This is a genomic window from Serratia sp. H402Y (genome assembly GCF_051172415.1).
GTDB lineage: Bacteria > Pseudomonadota > Gammaproteobacteria > Enterobacterales > Enterobacteriaceae > Serratia > Serratia ureilytica.
The window spans coordinates 148,819-174,892 of record NZ_JBPIYZ010000002.1 but is presented as its reverse complement, the minus strand read 5'-3'; the positions used below and the strand labels follow the sequence as shown (position 1 = coordinate 174,892).

Sequence of the window (26,074 nt, the reverse complement as noted above, 5' to 3'; positions counted from 1 at the left end):
GCCGGTTACTGGTGGGTGACCACCACCAGACGAATGGCGTCGAGACGCCAGCCGGCTTCATTGAGGTTGGCCAGCACCTGACGGCGGTTGAACTCCAGCGTCTCGACTTCGTCGTCGCGGATGTTCGGGTTGACCGCCTTCAGCGCTTCCAGACGCGCCAGCTCGGCGCTCAGCTTGTCGTCCGCCTCTTGCTTCGCCTGCTCGATAAGCGTGCGTGCCTGCGCTTCCACCAGGCTTTCCGCCTGCTGCAGCATGGCGTGCACGTCTTGCTGCACTGCGTTGACCAGCTTGCTGGATGTGTGACGGTTGACCGCGTTCAACTGGCGGTTGAAGCTTTCGAACTCGACCTGCGCCGCCAGGTTGGTGCCCTTGCGGTCCATCAGCATGCGGATCGGCGTCGGCGGCAGGAAGCGGGTCAGCTGCAGATGCTTCGGCGCCTGGGCTTCCACCACGTACACCAGCTCAACCAGCAAGGTGCCGACCGGCAACGCTTTGTTTTTCAACAGGGACACCGCGCAGCTACCGGTATCGCCGGACAGGATAAGATCCAGGCCGTTGCGGATGATCGGGTGTTCCCAGCTGACGAACTGCGCGTCTTCGCGCGACAGCGCCTGATCGCGATCGAAGGTGACGGTGCAGCCGTCCTGCGGCAGGCCCGGGAAGTCCGGCACCAGCATATGGTCGGACGGCGTGAGCACGATCAGGTTGTCGCTGCGATCTTCCTGATTGATGCCGACGATGTCGAACAGGTTAAGCGCGAAGCCCACCAGGTTGACGTCGTTATCTTGCTCGGCGATGGCGGCGGCCAGCGCCTGGGCTTTGTCGCCGCCGTTGGAGTGCATCTCCAGCAGACGGTCGCGGCCTTGTTCCAGCTGCGTTTTCAACTGGTCATGCTGCTGGCGGCAGGCGTGGATGAATTCGTCCAGGCCTTCCTGCTCGGTCGGCGCGGCCAGATAGCCGATCAACTGCTCGTAGCAGCTGTCGTAGATGGTGCGGCCGGTCGGGCAGGTGTGTTCGAAGGCGTCGAGCCCTTCGTGGAACCAGCGGCCCAGCACCGCCTGTGCGGTGTGCTCCAGGTAAGGCACCATGATTTGGATATCGTGCATCTGGCCGATACGGTCCAGACGGCCGATGCGCTGTTCCAGCAGATCCGGATTGAACGGCAGATCGAACATCACCAGTTGGCTGGCGAACTGGAAGTTGCGGCCTTCGGAACCGATCTCGGAACACAGCAGCACCTGCGCGCCTTCCTCTTCGGAGGCGAAGTAGGCGGCGGCGCGGTCGCGCTCGATGATCGACAGCCCTTCGTGGAACACCGCGGCGCGGATCGCTTCACGCTCGCGCAGCACCTGCTCCAGCTGCAACGCGGTATCGGCTTTAGCGCAGATCACCAGCACTTTTTCGTTGCGGTTGGCCAGCAGGTAATCCAGCAACCATTCGACGCGCGGGTCGAAGTTCCACCAGGTGGCGTTTTCGCCTTCGAATTCCTGGTAGATCTGCTCCGGATACAGCATGTCGCGCGCGCGCGCTTCGACGGATTTCTTGGCGCCCATGATGCCGGACACTTTGATCGCGGTCTGATATTGGGTTGGCAACGGCAGCTTGATCTGGTGCAGGTTGCGGTGCGGGAAGCCCTTCACGCCGTTACGGGTGTTGCGGAACAGCACGCGGCTGGTGCCGTGGCGATCCATCAGCATGGCCACCAGCTCCTGACGCGCCTGCTCGGCGTTGTCGCCTTCGCTGTTGGCGGCCTTGAGCAGCGGTTCGATGTCCTGTTCGTCGATCAGCTCGCCCAGCAGGTTAAGCTTGTCGTCAGCCAGGCGTTCACCGCTCAGCAGCAGGGTGACGGCGTCGGCCACCGGACGGTATTTCTGCTGCTCGGCGACGAACTCGCCGTAGTCGTGGAAACGGTTCGGATCGAGCAGGCGCAGGCGCGCAAAGTGGCTCTGTTGACCCAGCTGTTCCGGGGTGGCGGTCAGCAGCAGCACGCCGGGGATATGCTCGGCCAGCTGTTCGATCACCTGATATTCGCGGCTCGGCGCTTCTTCGCTCCAGGCCAGGTGGTGCGCTTCATCGACCACCAGCAGATCCCACTGGGCGTCCGCCAGCTCTTCCAGGCGCTGCTTGTTGCGGCGCACGAAGTCCAGCGAGCAGATCACCAGCTGTTCGGTCTCGAACGGGTTGCTGCTGTCGAGCTTGGCTTCGGCGTAGCGGCTGTCGTCGAACAGCGAGAAGTAGAGGTTGAAGCGGCGCATCATCTCCACCAGCCACTGGTGCTGCAGCGTTTCCGGCACCACGATCAGCACGCGCTCGGCGCGGCCCGCCAGCAGTTGCTGGTGGATGATCATGCCGGCTTCGATGGTTTTGCCGAGGCCGACTTCGTCCGCCAGCAGAACGCGCGGCGCATGGCGCTGGCCGACTTCATGAGCGATGTGCAGCTGGTGCGGGATCAGGCTGGCGCGCATGCCGCGCAGGCCGGCGAACGGCAGGCGATACTGCTCGCTCTGGTATTTGCGGGCGCGAAAACGCAGCGCGAAACGATCCATGCGGTCGATTTGGCCGGCGAACAGGCGATCCTGCGGCTTGCTGAAGGTCAGTTTGCTGTCCAGCAGCACTTCGCGCATCGCCACGCCGCTTTCCTGGGTATCCAGGCGGGTGCCGATATAGGTCAACAGACCGTTTTCCTCTTTCACCTCTTCCACCTGCAGCTGCCATCCCTCGTGGCTGCTGACGGTATCGCCCGGGTTGAACATCACGCGGGTGATCGGCGAATCGTTTCTGGCATAGAGGCGGTTTTCACCGGTGGCGGGGAAAAGCAGGGTAATCATGCGCGCATCCAGCGCCACGACGGTGCCCAGTCCTAATTCGCTTTCCGTGTCGCTGATCCAGCGTTGACCAAGAGTAAAAGGCATATATTGTCGGCTCGATTCTTTGTAAGTAAGTCTTGTTACCGGGCGGGAAGGGCCGCGGCACCTGTACTGAACATCGGTTAATCCCGGTTTGTTTTAAATTTGACGGGCAATAGCCGTTCACGCCATGCAGACGTCGCGAGACGGCAGGGCTAAGCGTGGTTCAGTTTTGGGAAGGGCGCTATGGTAATGGAAGGCGGCGCGTTCGTCACCTGCAAAACCGGATGATTTTTCTTAACCTGGCGCAATCTCAAAACAGCCCCATCTGCCCGGTGACCAGCGTGGTGAAGTCGTCGTGCAAGAAAGGGAGTATAGCGTCTGCCACCGGTTGCAGCTGACGTTCGAGGTAGTGCTGATAATCGATGGGCGAATGGCGGGTTTCCAGCGGTTCCGGCCCGGCGACGGTCATCACGTAGCTGATCCAGCCGCCGTTCTGATACTGCAGCGGCCGCCCCTGACTGCGGTTGTAGTCGTCGGCGATGCGCGCGGCGCGGGCGTGCGGCGGCACATTGCGCTGATAGTCGTCGAGCTTTCTGCGCAGCCGTTTGCGGTACACCAATTGATCGTCGAAGTCGCCGTTCAGGGTTTTGCCGACGTAGTCGCGCACATAGTCCTGGTAGGGCTGTTGTTTGAAGATGCGCTGATAGAGCTGCTGCTGGAACTGCTGCGCCAGCGGCGTCCAGTCGGTGCGCACCGTTTCCAGGCCTTTGTACACCATCTCTTCCTGGCCGTCGGCGCGCGCGACCAGGCCGGCGTAGCGTTTTTTGCTGCCCTGTTCGGCGCCGCGAATGGTCGGCATCAGGAATCGGGAATAGTGGGTTTCGAACTCCAGTTCCAGCGCGTTCTCCAGCCCGAACTGCTGCTGCAGATGCTGTTGCCACCAGGCGTTGACCCGCTGCACCAGCGCCCGGCCGATCTGCGCCGCCTGCTGCTCGTCATGCGGCTGTTTCAACCAAACGAAGGTGGAGTCGGTGTCGCCGTAAATCACCTGATACCCTTCGGCTTCGATCAGCTCGCGGGTTTGGCGCATGATCTCGTGGCCGCGCAGGGTGATCGACGACGCCAGCCGCGGATCGAAGAAGCGGCATCCGCTCGATCCCAGCACGCCGTACAGCGCGTTCATGATGATCTTCAGCGCCTGCGACAGCGGCTTATTGTGCTGGCGTTTGGCGGCCTCGCGCCCCTGCCAGATCTGTTCGACGATCGCCGGCAGGCAGTGTTTGCTGCGCGAGAAGCGGGCGTTGCGAAAGCCGGGCACCGAGTTGGCGTCGCTGGGGTGGCGCATGCCCTCCACCAGCCCGACCGGATCGATCAGGAAGGTGCGGATGATCGACGGGTACAGGCTTTTATAGTCCAGTACCAACACTGAATCGTACAGGCCGGGCCGGGAATCCATCACGAAGCCGCCGGGGCTGTGCTCTTCCGGCTGTTCGCCGAGGTTGGGGGCGACAAAGCCCAGGCGATGCATGCGCGGCATATAGAGGTGGCTGAAGGCCGCCACCGATCCGCCGCTGCGATCGGCCGCCAGCCCGGTGACGGTGGCGCGCTCCAGCAGGAAGTTGAGCAGGTCGGCCTTGGCGAAAATCCGCGTCACCAGCTCGCAGTCTTTCAGGTTGTAGCGGGCCAGCGCCGGCTTGTCTTCGGCGAAGCGCCGGTCGATCTCCGCCATGCGCTGATAAGGATTGTCGATCGCCTTGCCTTCGCCCAGCAGCGCCTGCGAAACGTATTCCAGGCTGAAGGAGGGAAAGTTCCAGGTGGCGGATTTCAGCGCCTCGATGCCGTCGATGATCAGGCGGCCGGCGGCGGCGGCGAAAAAGTGATTCTGCTTGAAGCCATGCTCGCGCCATTCCAGCAGGTTGCCGCCGCGCCCCAGCCGCAGCGGGATTTGGTAGCGTTCGGCGTGCTTTTGCAGCACCCGCAGATCGAACTGTACCAGGTTCCAGCCGATGATGGCGTCGGGATCGTGACGCTCCAGCCACGCGTTCAGCCGTTCCAGCAACTGAGGGCGGCTGGCGCAGTATTCCAGATCGAAATCCAGCGGCTCATCGCCGCCGTTGGCCGGCCCCAGCATGTAGACCTGCCGCTGGCCGCAGCCTTCCAGCGCGATGGAGTAAAGCTCGCCGTGGGCGGTGGTTTCGATATCCAGCGACACCAGTTTTAGCGTTGGGCGGTACTCCGGCGCCGGCTTCATCTGGCCGCTGAGCAACGGCCCATTGCCGTCGCCCTGGCCGTTGAACCATACCGGCGCGGTAATGAAGCGTTCCATCAGGTAGCGCTCGGGCGGGCGAATGTCGGCTTCATAGACCGCAACGCCGCCTTCCCGCAGCAGTTTTTCCAGCTTGATGAGCTGACGGTGCTGGCGGCAGTACAGCCCCAGCATCGGGCGGTGATGAAAATCCGTCAGCGCCAGCGGTTTCAGTTCGACTTGCCGCTCTTCGCGCAGCAGCAGTTCCGCGCGCTGCCTTTGTTCGGCGGGGATAAACGCCACCGAGGTTTGCGGCGGCAGACGCAGCTGGCGTGGGCCCGCGTCGGTCGCCAGCCAAAATTCGACCTCGGTGCCGGCGGGCGTGTCGCGCCAGTGGCGAGTGAGCAGGAACCCCTGTTGCAGTGCTGTCATAACCCCTTCGTTTTTCGCCGGGCGGCGTGTGCGACGTTCAGCGTGATGTCGGTTTTGGCGCTAATATAGATAAATTACAGTATGGGTTTTTATACAGTTATTGTCCATTGCCGCGCGGCGTTGCCAAATACGCATACAATTCATCGATTGACTCACCAGCGGCGGCGCTGGAAAATCCTCGGCCCCGTTTGGCACGAATAATCCACAGAGGTGTAATGGAAGCCTATTTACAAGATTTGATCACCCAGTCACTGGCTTTCACTCTGATGGTCGTTCTGCTGGTCGCTTTTCTGGAGTCGTTGGCGCTGGTGGGGCTGCTGTTGCCCGGCACGGTGATGATGGCCAGCATCGGCGCGCTGATCGGCAGCGGCAAGGTGGATTTTTACTACGCCTGGGCGGCGGGCATCGTCGGCTGCCTGCTCGGCGATTGGATCTCCTATTTCGTCGGTCGCGCCTTTAAGGGGCCTTTGCACCGCTGGTCGTTCCTGAAGAAGAACAAAGCGCTGCTCGACAAAACCGAACATGCCTTGCACCAGCACAGCATGGCGACCATTTTGATCGGCCGCTTCGTTGGCCCGACGCGCCCGCTGGTACCGATGGTGGCCGGCATGCTCGATTTGCCGCCGTACAAGTTTGCGTTGCCGAACATCATCGGTTGCCTGACCTGGCCGCCGGTCTATTTCTTCCCCGGCATTCTGGCGGGGGTGGCGATCGATATCCCCGCCGACGCCAACAGCGCGACGTTCAAGTGGCTGTTGCTCGCGGCGGCGCTGCTGGTCTGGCTGGCGGTGTGGCTAAGCTGGCGCTGGTGGCGCGAGGGCAAGCGCAACGCCGATCGGCTGAGCCGTTGGCTGACGCCGCTGCGGCTGCGCGTGGTGTGCGGATTGAGTTGGCTGGCGGCGTTGGCGGTCGGCTATTTGCTGAGCCAACAGCCGCTGATGCCGGTGTACCGGCATCTGTTGTGGCAGGTGCTGTCCGGGCAATGATTGCGGGGGCATTAGCCCCCGTTCGCCTTACTGGAAGAACGCTTCCAGCTGTTCAAATACCCGCACGTCTTCGCTGTGGCGCTTCACCCGCAGCACGTCTTCCAGCTTTTCCACCTGGCTTATCATTTGTTCCAGCCGTTGATCGTCGGCGACCAATAGCCAAATGCGGCTCTGTTGGCCGTCTTTCAACGGCAGACACAGAATGCCTTCGACGTTGAACGCGCGGCGGGCGAACAGCCCGCAAACGTGCGACATCACGCCGGGATGGTTGCGCACCGCCAGCTCCAGGATCACCTGTGGTTTATCTTGTGGTTGCAGCATGGCTTATTCTCCAATCATGTCGATGTTGGCGGCGCCCGGCGGCACCATCGGGAACACTTTTTCGTTGATATCGATCAGCGCGTGGATCAGGCAGGGACCCGGGCGCTGGATCGCCTCAGCCAGTGCCGCCTGAGGATCTTCCGCGGCGTTCAGATCGCAGGTATCCAGCCCGAATCCGGCGGCGATTTTCAGGAAGTCGGTACGCTTCGGATAGGCGGCGGCGAAGATGCGCTGTTGGTAGAACAGGGTTTGCTGTTGGTGCACCAGCCCCAGCGCCTGGTTGTTCATCAAAATGATTTTCACGTCCAGATCGTGCTCGACCGCGGTGGCCATTTCCTGAATGTTCATCATCAGGCTGCCGTCGCCGGAGAAGCACAGCACTTTACGTTCGGGCTCCGCCAACGCCGCGCCGATCGCCGCCGGCAGACCGAAGCCCATGGTGCCCAGGCCGCCCGACGTCAGCCACTGGCGCGGCCGGCTCAGCGGATAGGCCTGCGCTACCCACATCTGATGCTGACCCACGTCGGTGGTGATGATGGCGCTGTCGTCCACGCAGCGCGCGGCGGCCAGCACCAGGCCGTAATGGCTCAGCGGATCGTCGGCGTTCGGCATGTTGAACGGGAATTCGCGCTTCAGATCGTTGACGGTGTTCAGCCACGCGCTGCGCGGCTGCGTGTCGATCTGCGGCAGCAGCTGTTGCAGCACCTGGCCGACGTCGGCATGGATCGCCACGTTGGCCTGTTTGACCTTGCCCAGCTCGGCGCGGTCGATATCCACATGAATGATGGCGGCGTTAGGGCAGAACTGCTCGGTTTTGCCGATCGCCCGATCGTCGAAGCGCGCGCCCAGCACGATCAGCAGATCGGCCTCCTGCAGAATGAAGTTGGTGCTACGCGCGGCGTGCATGCCCAGCATGCCCAGCGACAGCGGGTGTTCCACCGGCATCGCGCCCAGCGCCATCAGCGTCATGGTGGTGGGCAGACCGGCGCGCTCGGCCAGCTCCAGCGCCTGCCGGTGGGCGTCGGCGCAGATGATGCCGCCGCCCAGGTAGAGGATGGGGCGTTTCGCCTGATTGATCATCGCGGCGGCCTGCGAAACCAGCGCCGGATCGAAGCTCGGGGCGGCGTCCGGCACGGCGATCGGCGGCAGCTCTTCCAGGGTGATGGTGGCGGTCTGCACGTCTTTCGGCACATCGATCCAGACCGGGCCGGGGCGGCCGGACTCGGCGATGCGGAACGCGTCGCCAATCACCTGCGGCAGCTCGCGGATATCGCGCACCAGATGGTTGTGCTTGGTGATCGGGATGGAAATGCCGTAGGTGTCCACTTCCTGGAAGGCGTCGGTGCCGATCATCGAGGAAGGCACCTGCCCGGTGATGCACACCAGCGGAATGGAGTCGAGCTTGGCGTCGGCGATGGCGGTGACCAGGTTGGTGGCGCCCGGCCCGCTGGAGGCGATGCACACCGCCGCTTTGCCGTTGGCGCGCGCCATGCCTTGCGCTATAAAGCCCGCGCCCTGTTCGTGGCGCGCCAGCACGTGGTGAATGCGGGTGCTTTGGCTCAGCGCGTCATACAGCGGCAGCGCGGCGCCGCCGGGAATGCCGGCGACGGTGGTGATGCCCTGACGCTCCAGCAGATGAACGATCAATTGTGCGCCGGTGAAGCGGGTACTCGGTTGAGGCGTGCCCGAAGTTGCCATGTTCCTGTCCTTTCTCAAGGCCGGTGAGCTTTTCTGGGCAGGGTGCTAAAACAAGAAACCCCGCCCGGTTTGCGCCGGCGGGGTTTGGGAATCGATGCGTTGATTCGGACCCTACGGCGCATTGCCGACGACCACCACCACACGCACGACGACCACCGCGGCTGGTAGCGCGGTAACTAGTAGGGTCGAAGTCAGCGAGGATGCGATCACAGGGAACCTTATCATCAGTAAAAAAAGTCAGGTTTTTATAAAAACACAGGCGCAAAATTCGCACAACAGGTTTATTGGCGCAGCATAAAAAACGCGCGTCAGATCACGCTTTACCCGAAATGCCCAGCACGTGCGCTTCGGGGGCGCTGCCGTCCAGCAGGGCCTGCGTCGGGCCGTCGTAGTAGATGCGGCCGTCGACCACCAGCAGCGTGCGCGGCGCGATGCGCGCGGCGTCGTCGAGGTTGTGCGACACCATCAGCAGCGTCAGGTCGCGCTGTTCGCACACCGTCTGCAGCAGCTGCAGCATCTCGTTGCGCAGCGCCGGGTCGAGCGCCGAGAAGGGTTCGTCGAGCAGCAGGATCGGCCGCCGGCGAATCAAACAGCGCGCCAGCGCGGCGCGCTGACGCTGACCGCCGGAAAGCTGCGACGGCAGGCGATCCAGGTGTTCTTCCAGGCCGACCTGACGGGCGATGTGTTCTCGCTGTTGACGCTGCTGCGCAGTCAAGCGCAGACCGGGATCCAACCCCAACCCGATGTTCTGCGCCACCGTCAGGTGAGCGAACAGGTTGTTTTCCTGAAACAGCATCGACACCGGCCGTTTGGCCGGCGGCGTGGCGGTGTGGTCTTCGCCGTTCAGCAGCAGCCGGCCGCTGGCCGCCGGCAGAAAACCGGCGATCAGGCTCAGCAGGGTGCTTTTACCGGCGCCGCTGGGGCCGAGCACCGCGACGCGCTCGCCCGGCTGGATGCGCAGATCAAAGCGCATCGGCAGGTGTTCATACAGATAGGTCAGTTTTTCAAGCGTCAGCATGGCGGCCCGGTAAGCGTTCAATCAGGGTAAACAGCAGGAAGCACAGCAGCAGCAACAGCAGCGCGGTCACCGCTCCGTCCTGGCTGCGGTAGGCGCCAATCTGCTGATACAGGTAAAAAGGCAGGGTACGGAAATGCTCGTTGCCAAACAAGGCGACCACGCCGAAATCGCCGATCGACAGCACGCAGGCGAAGGCCAGCGCCTGCGCCAGCGGGCGGCGCAGGGCGCGCAGTTCAATCAGCCGCAGCCGTCGCCAGCCGCGGATATCCAGCGACAGGCACAGCGGGTTGTAACGTTCGGCGAGGTCGCGCATCGGGTTCTCCAACACCTTCAGCGCATAGGGCACCGCCATCAGCGCATTGGTGAGGATCACCAGCGCATAGGGCGACTGCGGCAACCCGATCGTATCGTTCAGCAGCAGGAAGAACCCGGTGGCCAGCACGATGCCCGGCATCGCCAGGATCACCATGCCGCTCAGCTCCAGCGCTTGGCCGCCGCGCAGCTGCTGCCGCAGTTTCAGCTCGCGGCTGCTCCACAGCAGCATCATCGTGAGCGCCACGCACAGCGCTCCGGCGCCAAGGGCGATGCGCAGCGACGTGAACAGCGCCTGCCACAGCACCGGCTGGCGCAGCACGCTGATGATAGCCTGATTGGCGCCGTCGGCGATCACCGCCAGCAGAGGCGGCAGCAGCAGCAACAGCGCGGCGGCGATCAGCAGAAAATCGCTGATGCGCCGCCACAGGCTGTCTTCCGGGTTGCGCCAGCGTTGGGCGTGGGTATGCCCTACCGGCAATGCCTGGCTCAGGCGTTGGCTGATCAGCACCAGCCCCAGACAACAGCCCAGTTGGATCAGCGCCAGCAGGGCGGCGCGGCCCAGATCGTAGTCGTAACTCAACGCCTGGTAGATCGCCAGCTCGATGGTGGTGGCCTGCGGCCCGCCGCCCAGTGACAGCGCGGTGGCGAAGCTGGCGAAGCACAGCATGAAGATCAGCGCGCCGCTCGGCAGGATTTGGCGGCGCAGCGCCGGCCATTCGACGAAGCGGAACTGCTGCCAGCCGTTCATGCCCAGCTGGGCGGCCAGCTGGCGCTGTTCCACCGGAATATTCTCCAGCGCCTGCAGCAACAGGCGGGTAGCCAGCGGCAGGTTAAAGAACAGGTGCGCCAGCAGAATTCCCTGCAGCCCGTAGGGCGAGAAATCATACTCGACGCCCAGCCAGCCGCACAGCGTCGCCAGCCAGCCCTGGCGCCCATAGACGCTGAGCAGGCCGAACACCGCCACCAGCACCGGCAGCACCAGCGTCATGGCGCACAGCCGCAGCAGCAGCTGCCGGCCGGGGAAACGACGCCGGTAGAGCGCGCGCGCCAGCAGAATGGCGGGCAGCACCGAAATCAGCGCCGACAGCAGCGCCTGCAGGAAAGTGAAGCGCACCACGTGCCACAGGTAGCTGTCCTGCCACAGGCCGCGCCAGTCGCTGTCCGGCGCGTGACGCCACAGCGAGCCCATCGCCAGCGCGGCGACCAGCAGGATCATGCCGGCGGCCAGCAGCCCCGGCCAGAGCCAGCGGGGGATCAGCGGCTGACGGCGGTTTGCCATGCCCGGATCCAGCCGCCGCGTTGTGTGGCCACCTCTTCGGCGCTGTATTGCAGCGCGGTATGCGGCACGTTCATCTGTTCAAAGCCGACGGGCAGCGGGGTGTTGATCACCGGGTACATCCAGTTGCCGGTCGGGATGGTGTTCTGGAATGCCGGCGTCACCATGAACTGCATGAAACGCTCCGCCAGCTCAGGCTGTTTGGCGGCCTTCAGTTTGCCGGCCACTTCCACCTGCAGGTAGTGGCCTTCGCTGAACGTGGCGGCGGCGTAGCGGTCTTTTTTCTCGGCGATCAGATGATAGGCGGGGGAGGTGGTGTAGCTGAGCACCAGATCGCCTTCGCCTTTCAGGAACAGGCCGTAGGCTTCGCTCCAGCCTTTGGTGACGGTCACGGTCTTTTTCGCCAACTGCTGCCAGGCGGCCGGCGCCTTGTCGCCATACACTTTTTGCATCCACAGCAGCAGGCCGAGGCCCGGCGTGCTGGTGCGCGGATCTTCGTAGATCACCTTCCAGTCACGATCGCTGCTGACCAGCTCCTGCAGGCTTTTCGGCGGGTTCTTCAGTTTTTCCTTGTCGTAGACGAAGGCGAAATACCCGTAGTCGTAAGGCACGAAGGTCGCGTCCTGCCAGCCGCCCGGCACCGTCAGTTTGGCGGTGTCCACGCCGCTCGGCGCGAACAGGCCGGTTTGCTGCGCCGCCTGCAGCAGGTTGTTGTCCAGCCCCAGCACCACGTCGGCGGCGCTGTTCTTGCCTTCCATGCGCAGGCGGTTCAGCAGTGAGACGCCGTCTTCCAGCGCCACGAACTTCAGCTCACAGTCGCACTCGGCTTCGAAGGCTTTTTTCACCGCCGGGCCTGGGCCCCAGTCGGCGGCGAAGGAATCGTAGGTGTAAACCGTCAGCGTCGGCTTGGCGAACACCGGCGCGGCGCACAGCAGCAATAAGCAGGGCAGATATTTTTTGACCACGTTGCACTCCTGAAAAATAAGGGGGCAAGGGCATCTGAGGGGGCGAGGCGGCGTCGCCGGTTCGCTGGGCTCAAATCCCTCCGCCGGTATTGACCGGATCAGGTTCGACGGGTGTGCTCTCAGCGGAAAATCGGGCTTATCACGCGGCCCGGCTCTCCGCACCCCGTTGAGACGGCGCTATTGTAAAGATTAACCGACTTGGGCGAAAGGCGCTTATGCCTCCGGCGGGGCAAACCAGGCTGACTTGAAGTCGAACCAGCCGAGGGTGTTCATTCGCACGCCGCGCATGCTGCGCTGGCCGTGCAGCTGCAGCCAGTGGTGGAACAGCGGATGCAGTTGGTGATTGCTGACCAGGCGCTGGCAGAACTCCGCCAGCGGCAGACGGTTGGCGCGCCACAGCGCCGCATCCTGCGCCAGGTCCTCGCTCATGCAATGCTGCATCAGCGGCAGCTCGTACAGCGTGGCGAACAGCGAAAACTCCAGCGGCAGATAGAAGTTGGCGCTGCCGAGCCACAGATCGCTGCGCGCGTCGCCCTGGTGCCAGGTCGCGTAATCCACGCTTTGCACGATCAGGCGGATGCCGTGCTGCGCCAGCAGCGGCTCCATCGCCTGGCGGATGGCGTGGAACTCCGAATGCTCATTGAAGTGAGTCAGCGTCAGTTCGGTCAGCCCCGCCGGTTTGGGCTGCTGCGCCAGCGCGCGGTTGTGGTGCCAGCGCGGCAGCAGGCCGTACGCCGGCGACCAATAGCGCTGGTAGAGCGGCCCGGCTTGGCTCAGCAGCGAAATGGGGTTGATCAATTCGCACAGCCAGCTGCGCATGGCGGGATCGGCCGCCAAGGGAGAGCGCTGATCGAACAGCAGGAAGTAGCAGCCTTCTTCCAGCCGGCTTTCCAGCTCGCTGTTGCCGGTTTCATCGCCCTGCAGCTGTACGCCGGAGTGCACCAGTTCTTCGGAGAACTCCGGCAGCACCCAGATGTTGACCTCATCGATCAGCGCCCGGTAGCCGAAATAGTCGTCGAAGGCGTGGATCTTCATCTGGCTGGGAAGGTTGCGCACCACGCGGTAGGGGCCGGTGCCGATCGGATGGCGGGTGAAGTCCGGCAGATCGCGCCATTCGCGCGGCAGGATCATGGCGTGCACGCTGCCCAGCAGCCAGGGCAGCCAGTGGTCGGGGCTGTGCAGATGCACGTCGACAACGAACGGCGTCGGCGAGGTGACGCTTTCGATATGCGAGAACAGCGGTTGTGAGGTCAGACGCGAAAGCGAGCTGATGACGTCCGCCATCTCCAGCTCGCGGCCATGATGAAAATGGATCGCCGGGCGCAGGTAAAACCGCCAGTGCAGCGGCGTCAGCGCCTGCCAATGGTGGGACAGATCGGATTCGAGTTCCCCGTTTTCCTCATTTATGCGCGTCAGGCCGTTGAAGATCTGACGCGCCAAATGGGTCTCGGAACGCCGCAGCGCCGAGCCGGGCAGCAGGTTGTACAACTGCCGATAGTAGAGCACCCGCAGGATATGTTTCCCCTGACGGAAGCTGCGCCCCAGCTGCGACAGCAGCATTTGGCGCACCACGTTTTTGTCGCCCACCAGCTGCACCAACTGATCGATGCGATCCTGCTCCAGCAGCTCCTCGGCCCGCTGTTGCTGCAGCGCCAGGCCGGTGTAATGAAAGGTTAGCCGCGAACGCTTGCCGCGTCCCGACTCCGCCTGCCAGGTGAGCCAGCCCTCCCGCTGCATGGCGCTCAACAGGGAGCGCACGTGGCGCCGCGAGCAGCTCAGCGCCTCCGCCAGCGCCTGCAGCGTGGTGTCGGTGGTTTCACCGTGGCAGCGTTGCCACAGACGGATGAACTGCTGCTGCAATCTGGACGTGGACATAAAAGAGGAACACTCCTGTCTCAACTCGTCAATTTTTCTTTCCCTATATTACGCCGATAATTTTCATCAATGAAAGGGGAGGGCGTAATCATGAAAGCTTTCTTATCCAAATCGTTCTATCAGCGCTATTTCAGCGCGGTGCGTCGGCAGCACGCCGACTGGCTGAGCGTGGTGCCCGAGCAGGCGCGGCTGGCAATATTGGCGCACCTGACGCAATGGGATATCAAAGAGATGAGCGACAAGCAGTATCGCGAGCACCTGTAAGGCGCTGCGGCATAAAAGTTTCTGAGTAATGGTGCTGTTTCACCAGCCAGTGGGTCGCCCCACTGGTTTTTTTATTTGCGGTTAGGGCGATAGACTTGCATTTTCCTCGCCGTGACCTAAGGTTTTTGCTTCTGCTTTGGGATCAGGGAAGAGGATATGGAACGCCTGAGACGGTTATCACTGCGCATCAACCCCATCTTTGCCGCCTTCCTGCTGATCGCTTTTCTCTCCGGCATCGCCGGCGCGTTGCTGACGCCGACGCTGAGCCTGTTTCTGACCACCGAAGTTAAGGTGCGGCCGCTGTGGGTCGGGTTGTTTTACACCGCCAACGCGGTGGCCGGCATCGTCGTCAGCTTCCTGCTGGCCAAACGTTCCGACACCCGCGGCGATCGGCGCAGGCTGATCCTGCTGTGCTGCCTGATGGCGGTCGGCAACTGCCTGCTGTTCGCTTTCAACCGCGACTACCTGACGCTGATCACCGCCGGGGTGTTAATGTCCGCCGTTGCCAACACCGCCATGCCGCAGATCTTCGCGCTGGCGCGGGAATACGCCGACAGCGAGGCGCGTGAAGTGGTGATGTTCAGTTCGGTGATGCGCGCCCAGCTTTCGCTGGCGTGGGTGATCGGCCCGCCGCTGTCGTTTGCGCTGGCGCTGAATTACGGCTTTACCGTGATGTTCCTGATCGCCGCCGCCACCTTCGCTATCTGCGTGCTGCTGGTCGGGTTCATGCTGCCTTCGGTGCCGCGCGCGGCGGACGGCGACGGGCTGCGGGACGGTGCTTCCGCGCCGATTGCGCCCGCCAGCGCCTGGCGCAATCGCGACGTGCGTCTGCTGTTTATCGCCTCGATGCTGATGTGGACCTGCAACACCATGTATATCATCGACATGCCGCTGTATATTACCGCCGATCTCGGCCTGCCTGAGGGGCTGGCCGGGGTGCTGATGGGCACCGCTGCCGGGCTGGAGATCCCGGCGATGCTGCTGGCCGGTTACTACGTCAAACGTTTCGGCAAGCGCAACATGATGCTGCTGGCGGTGGCGGCGGGCGTGCTGTTTTACCTCGGGCTGACGGTGCTGGCGACCAAGCCGACCCTGATCGCGTTGCAGCTGCTCAACGCGGTGTTTATCGGCATCGTCGCCGGTATCGGCATGCTCTATTTTCAAGATTTGATGCCGGGCCGACCGGGCGCCGCCACCACGCTGTTCACCAACAGCATCTCGACCGGGGTGATCCTGGCCGGGGTGCTGCAGGGCGCGCTGGTGGAGAACCTCGGTCATGGCTCGGTGTATTGGATGGCGGCGCTGCTGGCGCTGGCGGCGCTCTGGATGAGCGCCAAAGTGCGTGAAGTGTGAGGTCAAACGACGGCATTCTTGATGCAAGTCATTGAGAAGGCTGAAGCGGACGCCCAAGCTGAAGGCATATGGAGCGCGATCGTTGCGTCCACGCCCGTCTCGCTATTGAGATGCCGCCTTGTTGTTTAGAACAGTGGGAACGTTATGGATAAACTCACACCGCTCAAACCGCTTCCTTCCCTGTGCGCCCTTGCCGCCACGCTGATCATCTGGTTCCTCATTCCCGTGCCGGAGGGCGTTGCGCCCAACGCCTGGCAGCTGCTGGCGCTGTTTATCGGCACCATCATCGCCATCATCGGCAAGGCGATGCCGATCGGCGCGGTCTCGGTGATCGCCATCGCCCTGGTGGCGGTGACCGGCGTCACCAACCCCGGCAAGCCGGGCGCTGCGCTGGACGACGCGCTCAGCGGTTTTTCCAACCAGCTGATCTGGCTGATCGGCTTTTCTATCATGATCTCCCTCAGCCTGAACAAAACCGGGCTGGGCGCGCGCATCGGCTACTACTTTATCTCGCTGTTCGGTAAAAAAACGCTCGGCATCGCCTACGCATTGACGTTGGCGGAAACCACCCTGGCGCCGGTGACGCCGAGCAACACTGCGCGCGGCGGCGGCATCATTCACCCGATCATGAAATCGATCGCCGACAGCTTTGGTTCCAAACCCGAGCTCAATACCTCCGGCAAGATCGGCCGCTATCTGTCGCTGGTGAACTACAACATTAACCCGGTCACCTCGGCGATGTTTATCACCGCCACGGCGCCTAACCCGCTGATTGTCAGCCTGATCGCCAAAGGCACCCACGGCAGCTTCGAACTGTCCTGGTCGATGTGGGCGATCGCTGCCCTGGTGCCGGGGCTGTGTTCGCTGATCGTGATGCCGCTGGTCATTTATCTGCTGTACCCGCCGGAGGTGAAAAGCACCCCGGACGCGCCGCGTTTCGCCTGCGAAAAGCTGCAGTCGCTGGGGCCGGTGACGCTGCCGGAGAAAATTACTCTCGGGGTGTTCGCGCTGCTGTTGGTGCTGTGGGCCGGCATTCCGGCGATGATTTTCGGCCCGGCGCTGGCGGTCAATCCTACCACCGCGGCGCTGATCGGCCTGGCGGTGCTGCTGGCTACCGGGGTGTTGAGCTGGGAGGATGTGCTGAAGCATAAAGGGGCCTGGGATACCGTCGTGTGGTTCTCGGCGCTGGTGATGATGGCCAGTTTCCTCGGCAAGCTGGGGCTGATCGGCTGGCTGTCGCAGACCGTCGGCAACGGCATCGACCATATGGGCATGAGTTGGGTGGGCGGCACGATCTTGCTGACCATCATTTATCTGTATTCTCACTATTTCTTCGCCAGCACCACCGCGCATGTAACGGCGATGTTCGCCGCCTTCTTCGCTGCCGGCATCGCGCTCGGCGCGCCGCCGGCGCTGCTGGGCCTGATCCTGGCGTTCTCTTCTTCGCTGATGATGTCGCTGACGCATTACGGGACCGGCACCGCGCCGATCATCTTTGGCTCCGGCTATGTGACGTTGGGGGAGTGGTGGAAAGCGGGATGGGTGATGAGCGTGGTTAACTTGCTGATCTGGATAGTGATCGGCGGCGCATGGTGGAAGCTGCTGGGGTACTGGTGAGGAAAAAATTCACCCGCCGGGCGGCGGGTGAAGGGGATTAATTCAGAAACGCCGGTTGCTGCGCTTCGTAGCGGGAGATGTCCGCTTCGTGCTGCAGCGTCAGGCCGATGCTGTCCAGCCCGTTGATCATGCAGTGGCGGCGGAAGCTGTCTATTTCGAACGGATAGCTTTTGCCACCGGCGTTGACCGTCTGGTTCTCCAGATCCACCACGAACTCCGTACCTTCATTGGCGTCAACCAGTTTGAACAGCTCATCCACCTGCTGCTCGCTCAGCGTGACCGGCAACAGCTGGTTGTTAAACGAGTTGCCGTAGAAGATATCGGCGAAGCTCGGCGCGATCACCACTTTGAAACCGTAGTCGGTCAGCGCCCAAGGGGCGTGTTCGCGCGAGGAGCCGCAGCCGAAGTTCTCCCGCGCCAACAGGATGCTGGCGCCTTTATAGCGCGGTTTGTTCAGCACGAACTCCGGGTTGGGTTGCTGGCCGGCATCGTCGAGGAAGCGCCAGTCGTTGAACAGGTGCTGGCCGAAACCGGTACGGGTCACCTTCTGTAAAAACTGCTTGGGAATAATGGCGTCGGTGTCGACGTTGGCTGCATCCAAAGGCACCACTAAGCCGGTATGTTGAGTAAATTTAGCCACGTTAGCCCCTTAGTGAATATCACGGATGTCAGCGAAGTGACCGGCGACGGCGGCCGCGGCGGCCATTGCCGGGCTGACCAGGTGGGTGCGCCCACCGCGGCCCTGGCGCCCTTCGAAGTTACGGTTGCTGGTGGACGCGCAGCGCTCGCCCGGATTCAGACGGTCGTTGTTCATCGCCAGGCACATCGAGCAACCCGGCAAGCGCCATTCGAAACCGGCTTCAATAAAGATTTTGTCCAACCCTTCGGCTTCCGCCTGGGCCTTCACCGGGCCGGAGCCCGGCACCACGATGGCCTGCACGCCATTGGCGACCTTGCGCCCCTTGGCGATCGCCGCCGCCGCGCGCAGATCTTCGATGCGCGAGTTGGTGCAGGAACCGATGAACACTTTGTCGATCGGCACGTCGGTCAATTTGATGCCCGGCTTCAAATCCATGTAGGCCAGCGCTTTCTCGGCGGAGGCGCGCTCAACCGGATCGTTAAACGATTCCGGCGCCGGGATCGCCTGATTGACGGCGATCACCTGGCCAGGGTTGGTGCCCCAGGTGACCTGCGGCGCGATCTCTTCGGCGCGCAGCGTCACCACGGTATCGAACTGGGCGTCAGCGTCGGACTTCAGCGTGCGCCAGTAAGCGACCGCCTGCTCCCAGTTTTCACCGGTCGGCGCGAACTGACGCCCCTTCAGGTAGGCGAAGGTAGTGTCGTCCGGCGCGACCAACCCGGCTTTGGCGCCCATTTCGATCGCCATGTTGCACAGGGTCATGCGGCCTTCCATGCTCAATGCCTCGATCGCCTTGCCGCAGAACTCCACCACGTGGCCGGTGCCGCCGGCGCTGCCGGTTTTGCCGATCACCGCCAGCACGATGTCTTTGGCGGTAATGCCCTCGGCGGCATCGCCGGTGACCTCAATCTTCATGGTTTTGGCCCGGCCCTGCTTCAGGGTCTGGGTCGCCAGCACGTGCTCCACTTCGGAGGTGCCGATGCCGAACGCCAGCGAGCCGAAGGCGCCGTGGGTCGCGGTGTGTGAATCGCCGCAGACGATGGTCATGCCCGGCAGCGTCATGCCTTGCTCCGGCCCGATCACGTGCACGATGCCCTGGAACGGGTGGTTCAGGTCATACAGCGAAACGCCGAATTCCGCGCAGTTCTTGATCAGCTCCTGCATCTGGATGCGCGCCATCTCGCCGCTGGCGTTGATGTCTTTGGTCTGGGTCGACACGTTGTGATCCATGGTGGCGAAGGTTTTGCCGGGCTGGCGCACCTTCCGGCCCATGGCGCGCAGGCCGTCGAACGCCTGCGGCGACGTGACTTCGTGCACCAGGTGACGGTCGATATACAGCAACGGCGTCTCGTTCGGCGCTTCGTGCACCACGTGGGCGTCGTACAATTTCTGGTATAAGGTCTTGGCCATGTTATGCCCCCTGAGCTACAAAGCGAGCGATGATGTCGCCCATTTCATCGGTGCTGACGGCTTTGCCGTCACCGGCCAGATCGGCGGTGCGGTAGCCCTGTTCCAACGCCTGGTTGATGGCGCGCTCTACGGCGTCGGCCGCTTCATCGGCGCCCAGGCTGTAACGCAGCAGCAGGGTGGCGGACAGGATCTGCGCAATCGGGTTGGCGATGCCTTTGCCGGCGATATCCGGCGCGGAACCGCCCGCAGGTTCGTACAGGCCGAAGCCTTGCTCGTTCAGGCTGGCGGACGGCAGCATGCCCATCGAGCCGGTAATCATCGCGCACTCGTCGGACAGGATGTCGCCGAACAGGTTGGAACACAGCAGCACGTCGAACTGGGACGGATCCTTGATCAGCTGCATGGTGGCGTTGTCGATATACATGTGCGACAGCGACACGTCCGGGTAATCCTTGGCGACCTGATTGACCACTTCACGCCACAAGATGGAGCTTTGCAGCACGTTGGCCTTGTCGATCGACGTCACCTTGTGGCGGCGCTTGCGGGCGGATTCGAAGGCGATGCGCGCGATGCGTTCAATCTCGAAACGGTGATACACCTCGGTGTCGAAGGCGCGCTCCTGCATGCCCTGGCCTTCGCGGCCCTTCGGCTGGCCGAAATAGATGCCGCCGGTCAGTTCGCGCACGCACAGAATGTCGAAGCCGCGGGCGGCGATATCGGCGCGCAGCGGGCAGAACGCCTCCAACCCTTGATACAGGCGGGCCGGGCGCAGGTTGCTGAACAGTTTGAAGTGCTTGCGCAGTGGCAACAGCGCGCCGCGTTCCGGCTGCTCGGCCGGCGGCAGGTGTTCCCATTTCGGGCCGCCCACCGAACCGAACAGGATGGCGTCGGCCTGCTCGCAGCCGGCGACGGTCGCCGCCGGCAACGGGCTGCCGTGGCGATCGATGGCGATGCCGCCGACGTCGTACTCGGCGGTGGTGATGCGAATGTCAAAGCGTTGACGCACCGCGTCCAACACTTTGCGCGCCTGAGCCATTACTTCCGGGCCGATACCGTCTCCGGGCAAGACGGCAATGTGATAAGTCTTCGTCATGTTCACACCGTTTCCTGATTATTTTGATGTTTGTTTTGCTGCAGACGCTGTTTTTCTTTTTCTACCTGCTGTGAGCGCCAAATATTGTTCAACACGTGCACCATCGCCTTGGCGGAGGATTCGACGATGTCGGTCGCCAGACCCACGCCATGGAAACGACGGCCGTTATAAGAGACGACGATATCCACCTGGCCCAGCGCATCGCGCCCATGGCCTTTGGCGGTCAACTGGTACTTCACCAGTTCGATCGGGTAATCGGTGATGCGATTGATCGCCTGATAGACCGCATCGACCGGGCCGTTGCCGGTGGCGGCTTCGGCTTTCTCTTCGCCGCCGCAGATCAGTTTCACCGAGGCGGTGGCCATGATGCTGCTGCCGGACTGCACGCTGAAGTAACCCAGGCTGAAGTGTTCCGGTTCTTCCTGTTGTTTGTTGATGAAGGCCAGCGCCTCCAGGTCATAGTCGAACACCTGGCCTTTTTTGTCGGCCAGCTTCAGGAAGGCGGCGTACAGGGTATCCAGGTTGTAGTCCTGCTCCTGGTAGCCCATCTCTTCCATGCGGTGTTTCACCGCCGCGCGGCCGGAGCGGGAAGTCAGGTTCAACTGCACGTCTTTCAGGCCGATCGACTGCGGGGTCATGATTTCGTAGTTTTCGCGGTTCTTCAGCACGCCGTCCTGGTGAATGCCGGAGGAGTGGGCGAAGGCGTTGGCGCCGACGATCGCCTTGTTGGCCGGGATCGGCATGTTGCACAGCTGGCTGACGATCTGGCTGGTGCGGAAGATTTCCTGATGATTGATGTTGGTGTGCACGTTCATGATGTCCTGGCGCACCTTAATCGCCATGATCACCTCTTCCAGCGAACAGTTGCCGGCGCGCTCACCGATGCCGTTCAGGGTGCCTTCCACCTGACGGGCGCCGGCCTGGACCGCGGCAATGGAGTTGCCGACTGCCATGCCCAAATCGTCGTGGCAGTGTACGGAGATGATGGCTTTGTCGATGTTCGGCACGCGGTCATACAAGGTGGTGATGATGCCGCCGAACTGGTTTGGCGTGGTGTAGCCGACGGTGTCCGGAATATTGATGGTGGTGGCGCCGGCGTTGATGGCGGCTTCGACCACGCGGCACAGATTGTCGATCGGCGTGCGGCCGGCGTCTTCGCAGGAGAATTCCACGTCGTCGGTATAGTTGCGGGCGCGTTTGACCGAGCGTACTGCCATCTCCAACACTTCGTCGAACGAGCGCTTCAGCTTCGATTCGATGTGCAGGGTGGAGGTGGCCAGGAACACGTGGATACGGAACGCTTCAGCGACGCGCAACGCTTCGGCGGCCACGTCGATGTCTTTGTCCACGCAGCGGGCCAGGCCGCAGACGCGACTGTTCTTGATCTGGCGAGCGATGGTTTGCACCGATTCGAAATCGCCCGGCGAAGAGACCGGGAAGCCGACTTCCATCACGTCAACGCCCATTCTTTCCAGCGCCAGCGCAATCTGAATCTTCTCTTTTACGCTCAGGCTGGCCTGCAATGCCTGTTCGCCATCACGCAGCGTGGTATCGAAAATAATGACTTGTTGGCTCATCGGTGCATTCCTTATCGTGTTGATTTCACGCTAAGCGGGCAAAAAAAAACCCGCGCAGTAGCGCGGGTTTCTTATGGGTGATCGGCTGAGTCAGCTCCGAACTTCGTCCACAGGCATACCGCGCAAACAAGATGCGTTGAGTAGTAGGCCTAGTAGACGGTGAGTACGGATCATAATGGTTCAGCTTCTCTTAAATTGGGTGTCTGCCTAATTTGATACGTGATTGGCCTGGCGATGTCAACACCTGATTGAATGCGGGGACAATGCACCGGCTATGCATCCAAACAGAGGATCATTCGGTAAAAATGCGGCGCTATAGAGAAAAAATGGGAGCGGTTTGCGCGCTGCTTAGCATAAACGAATCGAATATATACTGCGCTAATTGCTTCTGGATTTTGTTGGGTTAAGATTTGTGATGAAAAAATAAGGAGGATTAATCACGGGAGGAAACAAAATAACATTTTTAATGCGAATGATTTAAATTGAATTCATATGATTAATTGATTGTTTTAGTCATAATATAACAAAATAATGCGATTTTACACAAAGCGATTGATGTTTTTAGATGGTTTGATTGCTTATGATGTGTTTTTATAGTTTGTCTCATACAGTGGGGTTACGTTGTTTAATTGTATTAATCATTGTTAATACCTAATTATTAGTACCACCCAGGTGGCATTCTTCCTGCTGACGGTAGAAGTGACTGATATGCATTCCATATACGACTTAAATCGTGTCGATAACACGAGGTTTTTTATCGGCTGATGACGGTAATGGCAGGATTTGTCGTGCAAAGATAAGACAATGCGGCGTTTCATTGTTTGTCGAGCATAAGGATTAGATTATCTACACAGGATTTAGTGGAGTGAAATATGGCTGAATATGATTCAGAAATCGCCATGGTCAAAGAGCCGGCGGACATCCATTTGCGCAGCGTCGATCTTAATTTGCTGACGGTGTTTGACGCCGTGATGCAAATGCAAAATATTACGCGAGCTGCTAATTCGTTAGGGATGTCGCAGCCGGCGGTGAGCAACGCGGTAGCGCGTCTGAAGGTGATGTTCAACGACGAGCTGTTCGTGCGCTGCGGGCGCGGGATCCAGCCCACCATGCGGGCCAGGCAGCTGTTCGGGCCGGTGCGGCAAGCGCTGCAGCTGGTGCAAAATGAGTTGCCGGGATCTGAGTTTGAGCCGCTGACCAGCACGCGAGCGTTCTCCCTGTCCCTGTGCAGCCCGCTCGATTTGCGTCTGGGCGCCGGGATAATCAATCACGTCAAACAGATAGCGCCGCAGCTTAACCTGCAAATAAAGTCATACATTAACAATAATATTGAACATCAATTACGTTATCAGGACGTCGAATTTGTCATCGGCTACAGTCGTTTCGAGTCGGCAGAGTTTCGCAGCCTGGCGATGTTCGACGACGAATTAGTGCTGGCGGTTGCGCAGGTGCACCCGCGAATAGGGGAGGAGGTGACGCCGGAACACATGTTGGCCGAACAGCATGCGGCGGTTTCCCTGGAAAGTTTTGGATCGTTCAGTAAACCTTTCTATTTAGAGGAGCCGATGCTGCGCGCCGTGACACAACAGTGCACGGACCTCTACAGCGTGTTGAATATGGTGTCGCAAACGGAAATGGTGGCGATTGCGCCCGCCTGGTTGGTGCGGCAACAGACGGAGGCGTTGAAAATAAAGGCGGTTCCTTTGTGCGCCAATCACAATAAAGCGACCTGCTATCTTTCCTGGCATGAATCCTCCGAACGGGATAAAGGGCACCAGTGGATGAAGTCCGTCCTGATTGAGGCGGGTAACCCAAAGTAAAGCGATAAAAAATGGGGATATATAAAGATAATATTCAACTGAGCGTTTTTTTCTCATGATAAAAACTAAGAACTATCTGGGTTTTTATTAAGATGTTTCTTGGTTTTGCGGCGATTAAATAACTTATTTTCAGGGTGAGTTGGTTCGTTTACCAAAAATAATTAATATAAATTAATATTCTGATTTTTACTTTACGACTGGTATTTTTAACTAACTCGATGCGGCGGCCCGGATGGGCCGCGTTTTATTGCCGCCAGCAAACCTTTTCCTTCCCGTTCTGTCCAACCCATGAAAGCGCGAAAGCCGGCCTGAGTTTTGGCTCACACTTCTACGCTGAAATCGCTTTTCCCCCTGCCTGAGAGTAGGTAGACTGCGCGGAAAAAAGTAAACACGTGTAAGCTGAGATGAGGGCCGTAAGGCGTCGTTCAGGCTTAACTGTATGATTCATTTCAGGCTTAGAGCACTATGATCACTAATCTGCTGCAATACCATTTGATCCATCGTATACAGCATCAAATCACCCACCGAGCCGATCGCACAGCTTTTCGCCAATGGTCGCCCAACGGCGAGTTTCAACTGACCTGGGAAGAGGCCGCCGTTCGCATCGATCGCATTGCCGCCGGGCTGTTGGCCCTGGGGGCCGAAGTGCAAGAGCGCATCGGCATTTTCGCCAATAACGGCATGGCCTGGTCGCTGGCCGATCTCGCGATTCTCCACCTGCGCGGCGTCAGCGTGCCGCTCTATTCCACCAATACGCCGGCGCAGGCGGCCTTCGTCATCAACGACGCCGACATTCGCATACTGTTCGTCGGCGAACAGGCGCAGTTGGACGCGGCCATCGCGCTGCGCGGCGTTTGCCCACAGCTGCGCCATATTATCGTGTTTGACCAAGATGCCGACCTGCGCGGCTGCGAGATCGCGCGACACCTGAGCGTCTTCGAGCATGCCGCCGATCCGACGGCTTTTATCGCTCAACGTCGGCAGCGCATTGAAGAGTGCGACCTGCAGGACCTCTTCACCCTGATCTATACCTCGGGCACCACCGGCGAGCCCAAAGGGGTGATGCTGGATTACCGCAACCTGGCGGCGCAGCTCTACCTGCATGATGAGAGACTGACGGTCGGCGAAGAGGATGTGTCGCTCAGTTTCCTGCCGCTGTCGCATGTGTTCGAGCGTGCCTGGAGCTTCTTTGTCATGCATTCCGGCGCGCAGAACGTCTTCCTGCCGAACACCGACTGGGTGCGGGAAGCGATGGGGCAGGTTCGCCCGACGCTGATGTGCGCGGTACCGCGTTTCTACGAGAAGATTTTCAGCGCGGTGCATGAAAAAGTGGCGCGCGCGCCTTGGCTGCGCCGCGCGCTGTTCCACTGGGCGATCGTCTGCGGGGAGCGCAAGTTCCTTCAGGAGCGGGCCGGCAAACCGTTGGGTAAACTGTTCGAACTCTCTCATCGCTGGGCCGACAAGCTGGTATTGAGCAAGCTGCGCGGCATCCTCGGCGGCCGGGTGCGCTTCCTGCCGGCGGCGGGCGCCAAGCTGGATGACAATGTGATCCTGTTTTTCCAGGCGATGGGCGTCAATATCAAGTACGGCTATGGCATGACCGAAACCTGTGCGACCGTGTCCTGCTGGGAAGAAGGGCATTTCCGCTTCGGCTCTATCGGCAAACCGCTGCCGGAGGTCGAGGTGCGCATCGGTGAAGAAAATGAAATCCAGGTGCGCGGGCCGATCGTGATGCGCGGCTATTTCAACAAACCGTTGGAAACCGCCGCGACCTTTACCGCAGACGGCTGGCTGAAAACCGGCGATGCCGGGGCGATCGATGAAGAGGGCAATCTGTTCATCACCGAGCGCCTTAAGGATTTGATGAAAACCTCCGGCGGCAAATACATCGCGCCGCAGATGCTGGAAGGCACGCTGGCGCAGGACCGCTTTATCGAGCAGGTGGCGATCATCGCCGATGCGCGCAAGTTCGTTTCCGCGCTGATCGTGCCGTGCTTTGAGTCGCTGGAAGAGTACGCGAAGTCAGTCAACCTGAAGTATCAGGATCGCCTGGAGCTGCTGCGCAACGGTGAAATCCTCGAGATGTTCGAAAAGCGTCTGCGCGAGATGCAAAAGGAGCTGGCGCGCTTCGAGCAGGTGAAGAAGTTCACGCTGCTGCCGGCGGCCTTTTCCATGGAGCTGGGGGAGCTGACGCCAACGCTGAAGCTGCGCCGCAAAGTGATCCTGCAGCGCTATCAGCGTGAAATCGACTCCATGTATCAGGAACAGGGCTGAGGCCGCCGCCGGACCGCGCGTTCGGCGAAAAAAACGGCATATTCTT

The 26,074-nt window shown here is 61.0% G+C and carries 19 protein-coding genes and 1 riboswitch; of the genes, 6 read left to right on the top strand and 13 right to left on the bottom strand.

Annotated features, from left to right (window positions below):
• Positions 1-5: 5 nt before the first annotated feature.
• Positions 6-2,912, bottom strand: a complete 2,907-nt coding sequence (rapA, locus tag ACSBQS_RS14785; RefSeq protein ID WP_142001906.1) for an RNA polymerase-associated protein RapA — start codon at positions 2,910-2,912, stop codon at positions 6-8.
• A gap of 247 nt (positions 2,913-3,159) precedes the next feature.
• A complete protein-coding gene (locus ACSBQS_RS14780; RefSeq protein WP_197666593.1) occupies positions 3,160-5,526 on the bottom strand; it encodes a DNA polymerase II in 2,367 nt (788 codons plus the stop codon).
• Positions 5,527-5,741: 215 nt separating this feature from the next.
• Between ACSBQS_RS14780 and ACSBQS_RS14775 the strand changes: the two genes are divergently transcribed.
• Positions 5,742-6,512 (top strand): DedA family protein, encoded by a 771-nt coding sequence (locus ACSBQS_RS14775; RefSeq protein WP_046688224.1) that lies wholly within the window; start codon positions 5,742-5,744, stop codon positions 6,510-6,512.
• A 27-nt stretch (positions 6,513-6,539) separates the two neighbouring features.
• Here ACSBQS_RS14775 and ilvN read toward each other — a convergent pair whose 3' ends face one another.
• From ilvN to sgrR, 7 genes are all read right to left on the bottom strand, one after another.
• Positions 6,540-6,833 (bottom strand): acetolactate synthase small subunit, encoded by a 294-nt coding sequence (ilvN, locus tag ACSBQS_RS14770; RefSeq protein ID WP_033641839.1) that lies wholly within the window; start codon positions 6,831-6,833, stop codon positions 6,540-6,542.
• 3 nt (positions 6,834-6,836) lie between these two features.
• Positions 6,837-8,531, bottom strand: a complete 1,695-nt coding sequence (gene ilvB, locus ACSBQS_RS14765; RefSeq protein WP_170853033.1) for an acetolactate synthase large subunit — start codon at positions 8,529-8,531, stop codon at positions 6,837-6,839.
• A 111-nt stretch (positions 8,532-8,642) separates the two neighbouring features.
• Positions 8,643-8,756 carry an ilvB operon leader peptide IvbL gene (gene ivbL / locus ACSBQS_RS14760; protein ID WP_154747116.1) on the bottom strand — a complete coding sequence of 38 codons (114 nt, stop codon included), beginning with the start codon at positions 8,754-8,756 and terminating at the stop codon, positions 8,643-8,645.
• Positions 8,757-8,844: 88 nt separating this feature from the next.
• Complete coding sequence (gene thiQ, locus ACSBQS_RS14755; protein ID WP_089194280.1) at positions 8,845-9,549, bottom strand: thiamine ABC transporter ATP-binding protein ThiQ; 705 nt, start codon at positions 9,547-9,549, stop codon at positions 8,845-8,847.
• Positions 9,536-11,143 carry a thiamine/thiamine pyrophosphate ABC transporter permease ThiP gene (gene thiP / locus ACSBQS_RS14750; RefSeq protein WP_434990999.1) on the bottom strand — a complete coding sequence of 536 codons (1,608 nt, stop codon included), beginning with the start codon at positions 11,141-11,143 and terminating at the stop codon, positions 9,536-9,538. Before thiP ends, thiQ begins: the two co-directional genes overlap by 14 nt.
• Positions 11,119-12,105, bottom strand: coding sequence for a thiamine ABC transporter substrate binding subunit (gene thiB, locus ACSBQS_RS14745; RefSeq protein ID WP_042783680.1), 987 nt, complete (start codon positions 12,103-12,105; stop codon positions 11,119-11,121). Before thiB ends, thiP begins: the two co-directional genes overlap by 25 nt.
• A 57-nt stretch (positions 12,106-12,162) precedes the next feature.
• Positions 12,163-12,281, bottom strand: a riboswitch (TPP riboswitch).
• Between the two features lie 37 nt (positions 12,282-12,318).
• Entirely contained in the window at positions 12,319-13,980 is a 1,662-nt protein-coding gene (gene sgrR, locus ACSBQS_RS14740; protein ID WP_434990996.1) for an HTH-type transcriptional regulator SgrR, read from the bottom strand.
• 90 nt (positions 13,981-14,070) lie between these two features.
• Here sgrR and sgrT point away from each other — a divergent pair, with 90 nt between their 5' ends.
• The 3 genes from sgrT to ACSBQS_RS14725 all read left to right on the top strand — a co-directional run bounded on the left by sgrT (position 14,071) and on the right by ACSBQS_RS14725 (position 17,214).
• Positions 14,071-14,244 (top strand): glucose uptake inhibitor SgrT, encoded by a 174-nt coding sequence (gene sgrT, locus ACSBQS_RS14735; protein WP_071883530.1) that lies wholly within the window; start codon positions 14,071-14,073, stop codon positions 14,242-14,244.
• A 156-nt stretch (positions 14,245-14,400) separates the two neighbouring features.
• Positions 14,401-15,597 carry a sugar efflux transporter gene (locus ACSBQS_RS14730; protein ID WP_033641845.1) on the top strand — a complete coding sequence of 399 codons (1,197 nt, stop codon included), beginning with the start codon at positions 14,401-14,403 and terminating at the stop codon, positions 15,595-15,597.
• Positions 15,598-15,741: 144 nt separating this feature from the next.
• Positions 15,742-17,214 (top strand): DASS family sodium-coupled anion symporter, encoded by a 1,473-nt coding sequence (locus ACSBQS_RS14725; protein WP_197666590.1) that lies wholly within the window; start codon positions 15,742-15,744, stop codon positions 17,212-17,214.
• Between the two features lie 37 nt (positions 17,215-17,251).
• Here the strand turns inward: ACSBQS_RS14725 and leuD are convergent, their stop codons facing one another.
• From leuD to leuA, 4 genes are read right to left on the bottom strand one after another with little or no spacing between them, the layout of a single operon-like run.
• Positions 17,252-17,854 (bottom strand): 3-isopropylmalate dehydratase small subunit, encoded by a 603-nt coding sequence (gene leuD / locus ACSBQS_RS14720; protein WP_025159634.1) that lies wholly within the window; start codon positions 17,852-17,854, stop codon positions 17,252-17,254.
• A 9-nt stretch (positions 17,855-17,863) separates the two neighbouring features.
• Positions 17,864-19,264, bottom strand: a complete 1,401-nt coding sequence (gene leuC / locus ACSBQS_RS14715; RefSeq protein ID WP_069101109.1) for a 3-isopropylmalate dehydratase large subunit — start codon at positions 19,262-19,264, stop codon at positions 17,864-17,866.
• A 1-nt stretch (position 19,265) separates the two neighbouring features.
• Positions 19,266-20,357 carry a 3-isopropylmalate dehydrogenase gene (gene leuB, locus ACSBQS_RS14710; RefSeq protein WP_025159635.1) on the bottom strand — a complete coding sequence of 364 codons (1,092 nt, stop codon included), beginning with the start codon at positions 20,355-20,357 and terminating at the stop codon, positions 19,266-19,268.
• 2 nt (positions 20,358-20,359) lie between these two features.
• The gene (leuA, locus tag ACSBQS_RS14705; RefSeq protein WP_033641848.1) at positions 20,360-21,934 is read right to left on the bottom strand and encodes a 2-isopropylmalate synthase; all 1,575 of its coding nucleotides are present in this window, start codon (positions 21,932-21,934) and stop codon (positions 20,360-20,362) included.
• 872 nt (positions 21,935-22,806) lie between these two features.
• Here leuA and leuO point away from each other — a divergent pair.
• Both leuO and ACSBQS_RS14695 read left to right on the top strand, forming a co-directional pair.
• Entirely contained in the window at positions 22,807-23,754 is a 948-nt protein-coding gene (leuO, locus tag ACSBQS_RS14700) for a transcriptional regulator LeuO (protein ID WP_197749995.1), read from the top strand.
• Positions 23,755-24,219: 465 nt separating this feature from the next.
• On the top strand, positions 24,220-26,028 hold the full coding sequence (locus ACSBQS_RS14695) for an AMP-dependent synthetase/ligase (RefSeq protein ID WP_197749996.1): 1,809 nt from the start codon (positions 24,220-24,222) through the stop codon (positions 26,026-26,028).
• The last annotated feature ends 46 nt before the right edge of the window (positions 26,029-26,074 follow it).

Coding starts and splice junctions, on each gene's coding strand:
- rapA (WP_142001906.1), bottom strand. CDS start 2,912: ATGCCTTTTACTCTTGGTCAACGCTGGATCAGCGACACGGAAAGCGAA.
- ACSBQS_RS14780 (WP_197666593.1), bottom strand. CDS start 5,526: ATGACAGCACTGCAACAGGGGTTCCTGCTCACTCGCCACTGGCGCGAC.
- ACSBQS_RS14775 (WP_046688224.1), top strand. CDS start 5,742: ATGGAAGCCTATTTACAAGATTTGATCACCCAGTCACTGGCTTTCACT.
- ilvN (WP_033641839.1), bottom strand. CDS start 6,833: ATGCTGCAACCACAAGATAAACCACAGGTGATCCTGGAGCTGGCGGTG.
- ilvB (WP_170853033.1), bottom strand. CDS start 8,531: ATGGCAACTTCGGGCACGCCTCAACCGAGTACCCGCTTCACCGGCGCA.
- ivbL (WP_154747116.1), bottom strand. CDS start 8,756: ATGATAAGGTTCCCTGTGATCGCATCCTCGCTGACTTCGACCCTACTA.
- thiQ (WP_089194280.1), bottom strand. CDS start 9,549: ATGCTGACGCTTGAAAAACTGACCTATCTGTATGAACACCTGCCGATG.
- thiP (WP_434990999.1), bottom strand. CDS start 11,143: ATGGCAAACCGCCGTCAGCCGCTGATCCCCCGCTGGCTCTGGCCGGGG.
- sgrR (WP_434990996.1), bottom strand. CDS start 13,980: ATGTCCACGTCCAGATTGCAGCAGCAGTTCATCCGTCTGTGGCAACGC.
- sgrT (WP_071883530.1), top strand. CDS start 14,071: ATGAAAGCTTTCTTATCCAAATCGTTCTATCAGCGCTATTTCAGCGCG.
- ACSBQS_RS14730 (WP_033641845.1), top strand. CDS start 14,401: ATGGAACGCCTGAGACGGTTATCACTGCGCATCAACCCCATCTTTGCC.
- ACSBQS_RS14725 (WP_197666590.1), top strand. CDS start 15,742: ATGGATAAACTCACACCGCTCAAACCGCTTCCTTCCCTGTGCGCCCTT.
- leuC (WP_069101109.1), bottom strand. CDS start 19,264: ATGGCCAAGACCTTATACCAGAAATTGTACGACGCCCACGTGGTGCAC.
- leuB (WP_025159635.1), bottom strand. CDS start 20,357: ATGACGAAGACTTATCACATTGCCGTCTTGCCCGGAGACGGTATCGGC.
- leuA (WP_033641848.1), bottom strand. CDS start 21,934: ATGAGCCAACAAGTCATTATTTTCGATACCACGCTGCGTGATGGCGAA.
- leuO (WP_197749995.1), top strand. CDS start 22,807: ATGGCTGAATATGATTCAGAAATCGCCATGGTCAAAGAGCCGGCGGAC.
- ACSBQS_RS14695 (WP_197749996.1), top strand. CDS start 24,220: ATGATCACTAATCTGCTGCAATACCATTTGATCCATCGTATACAGCAT.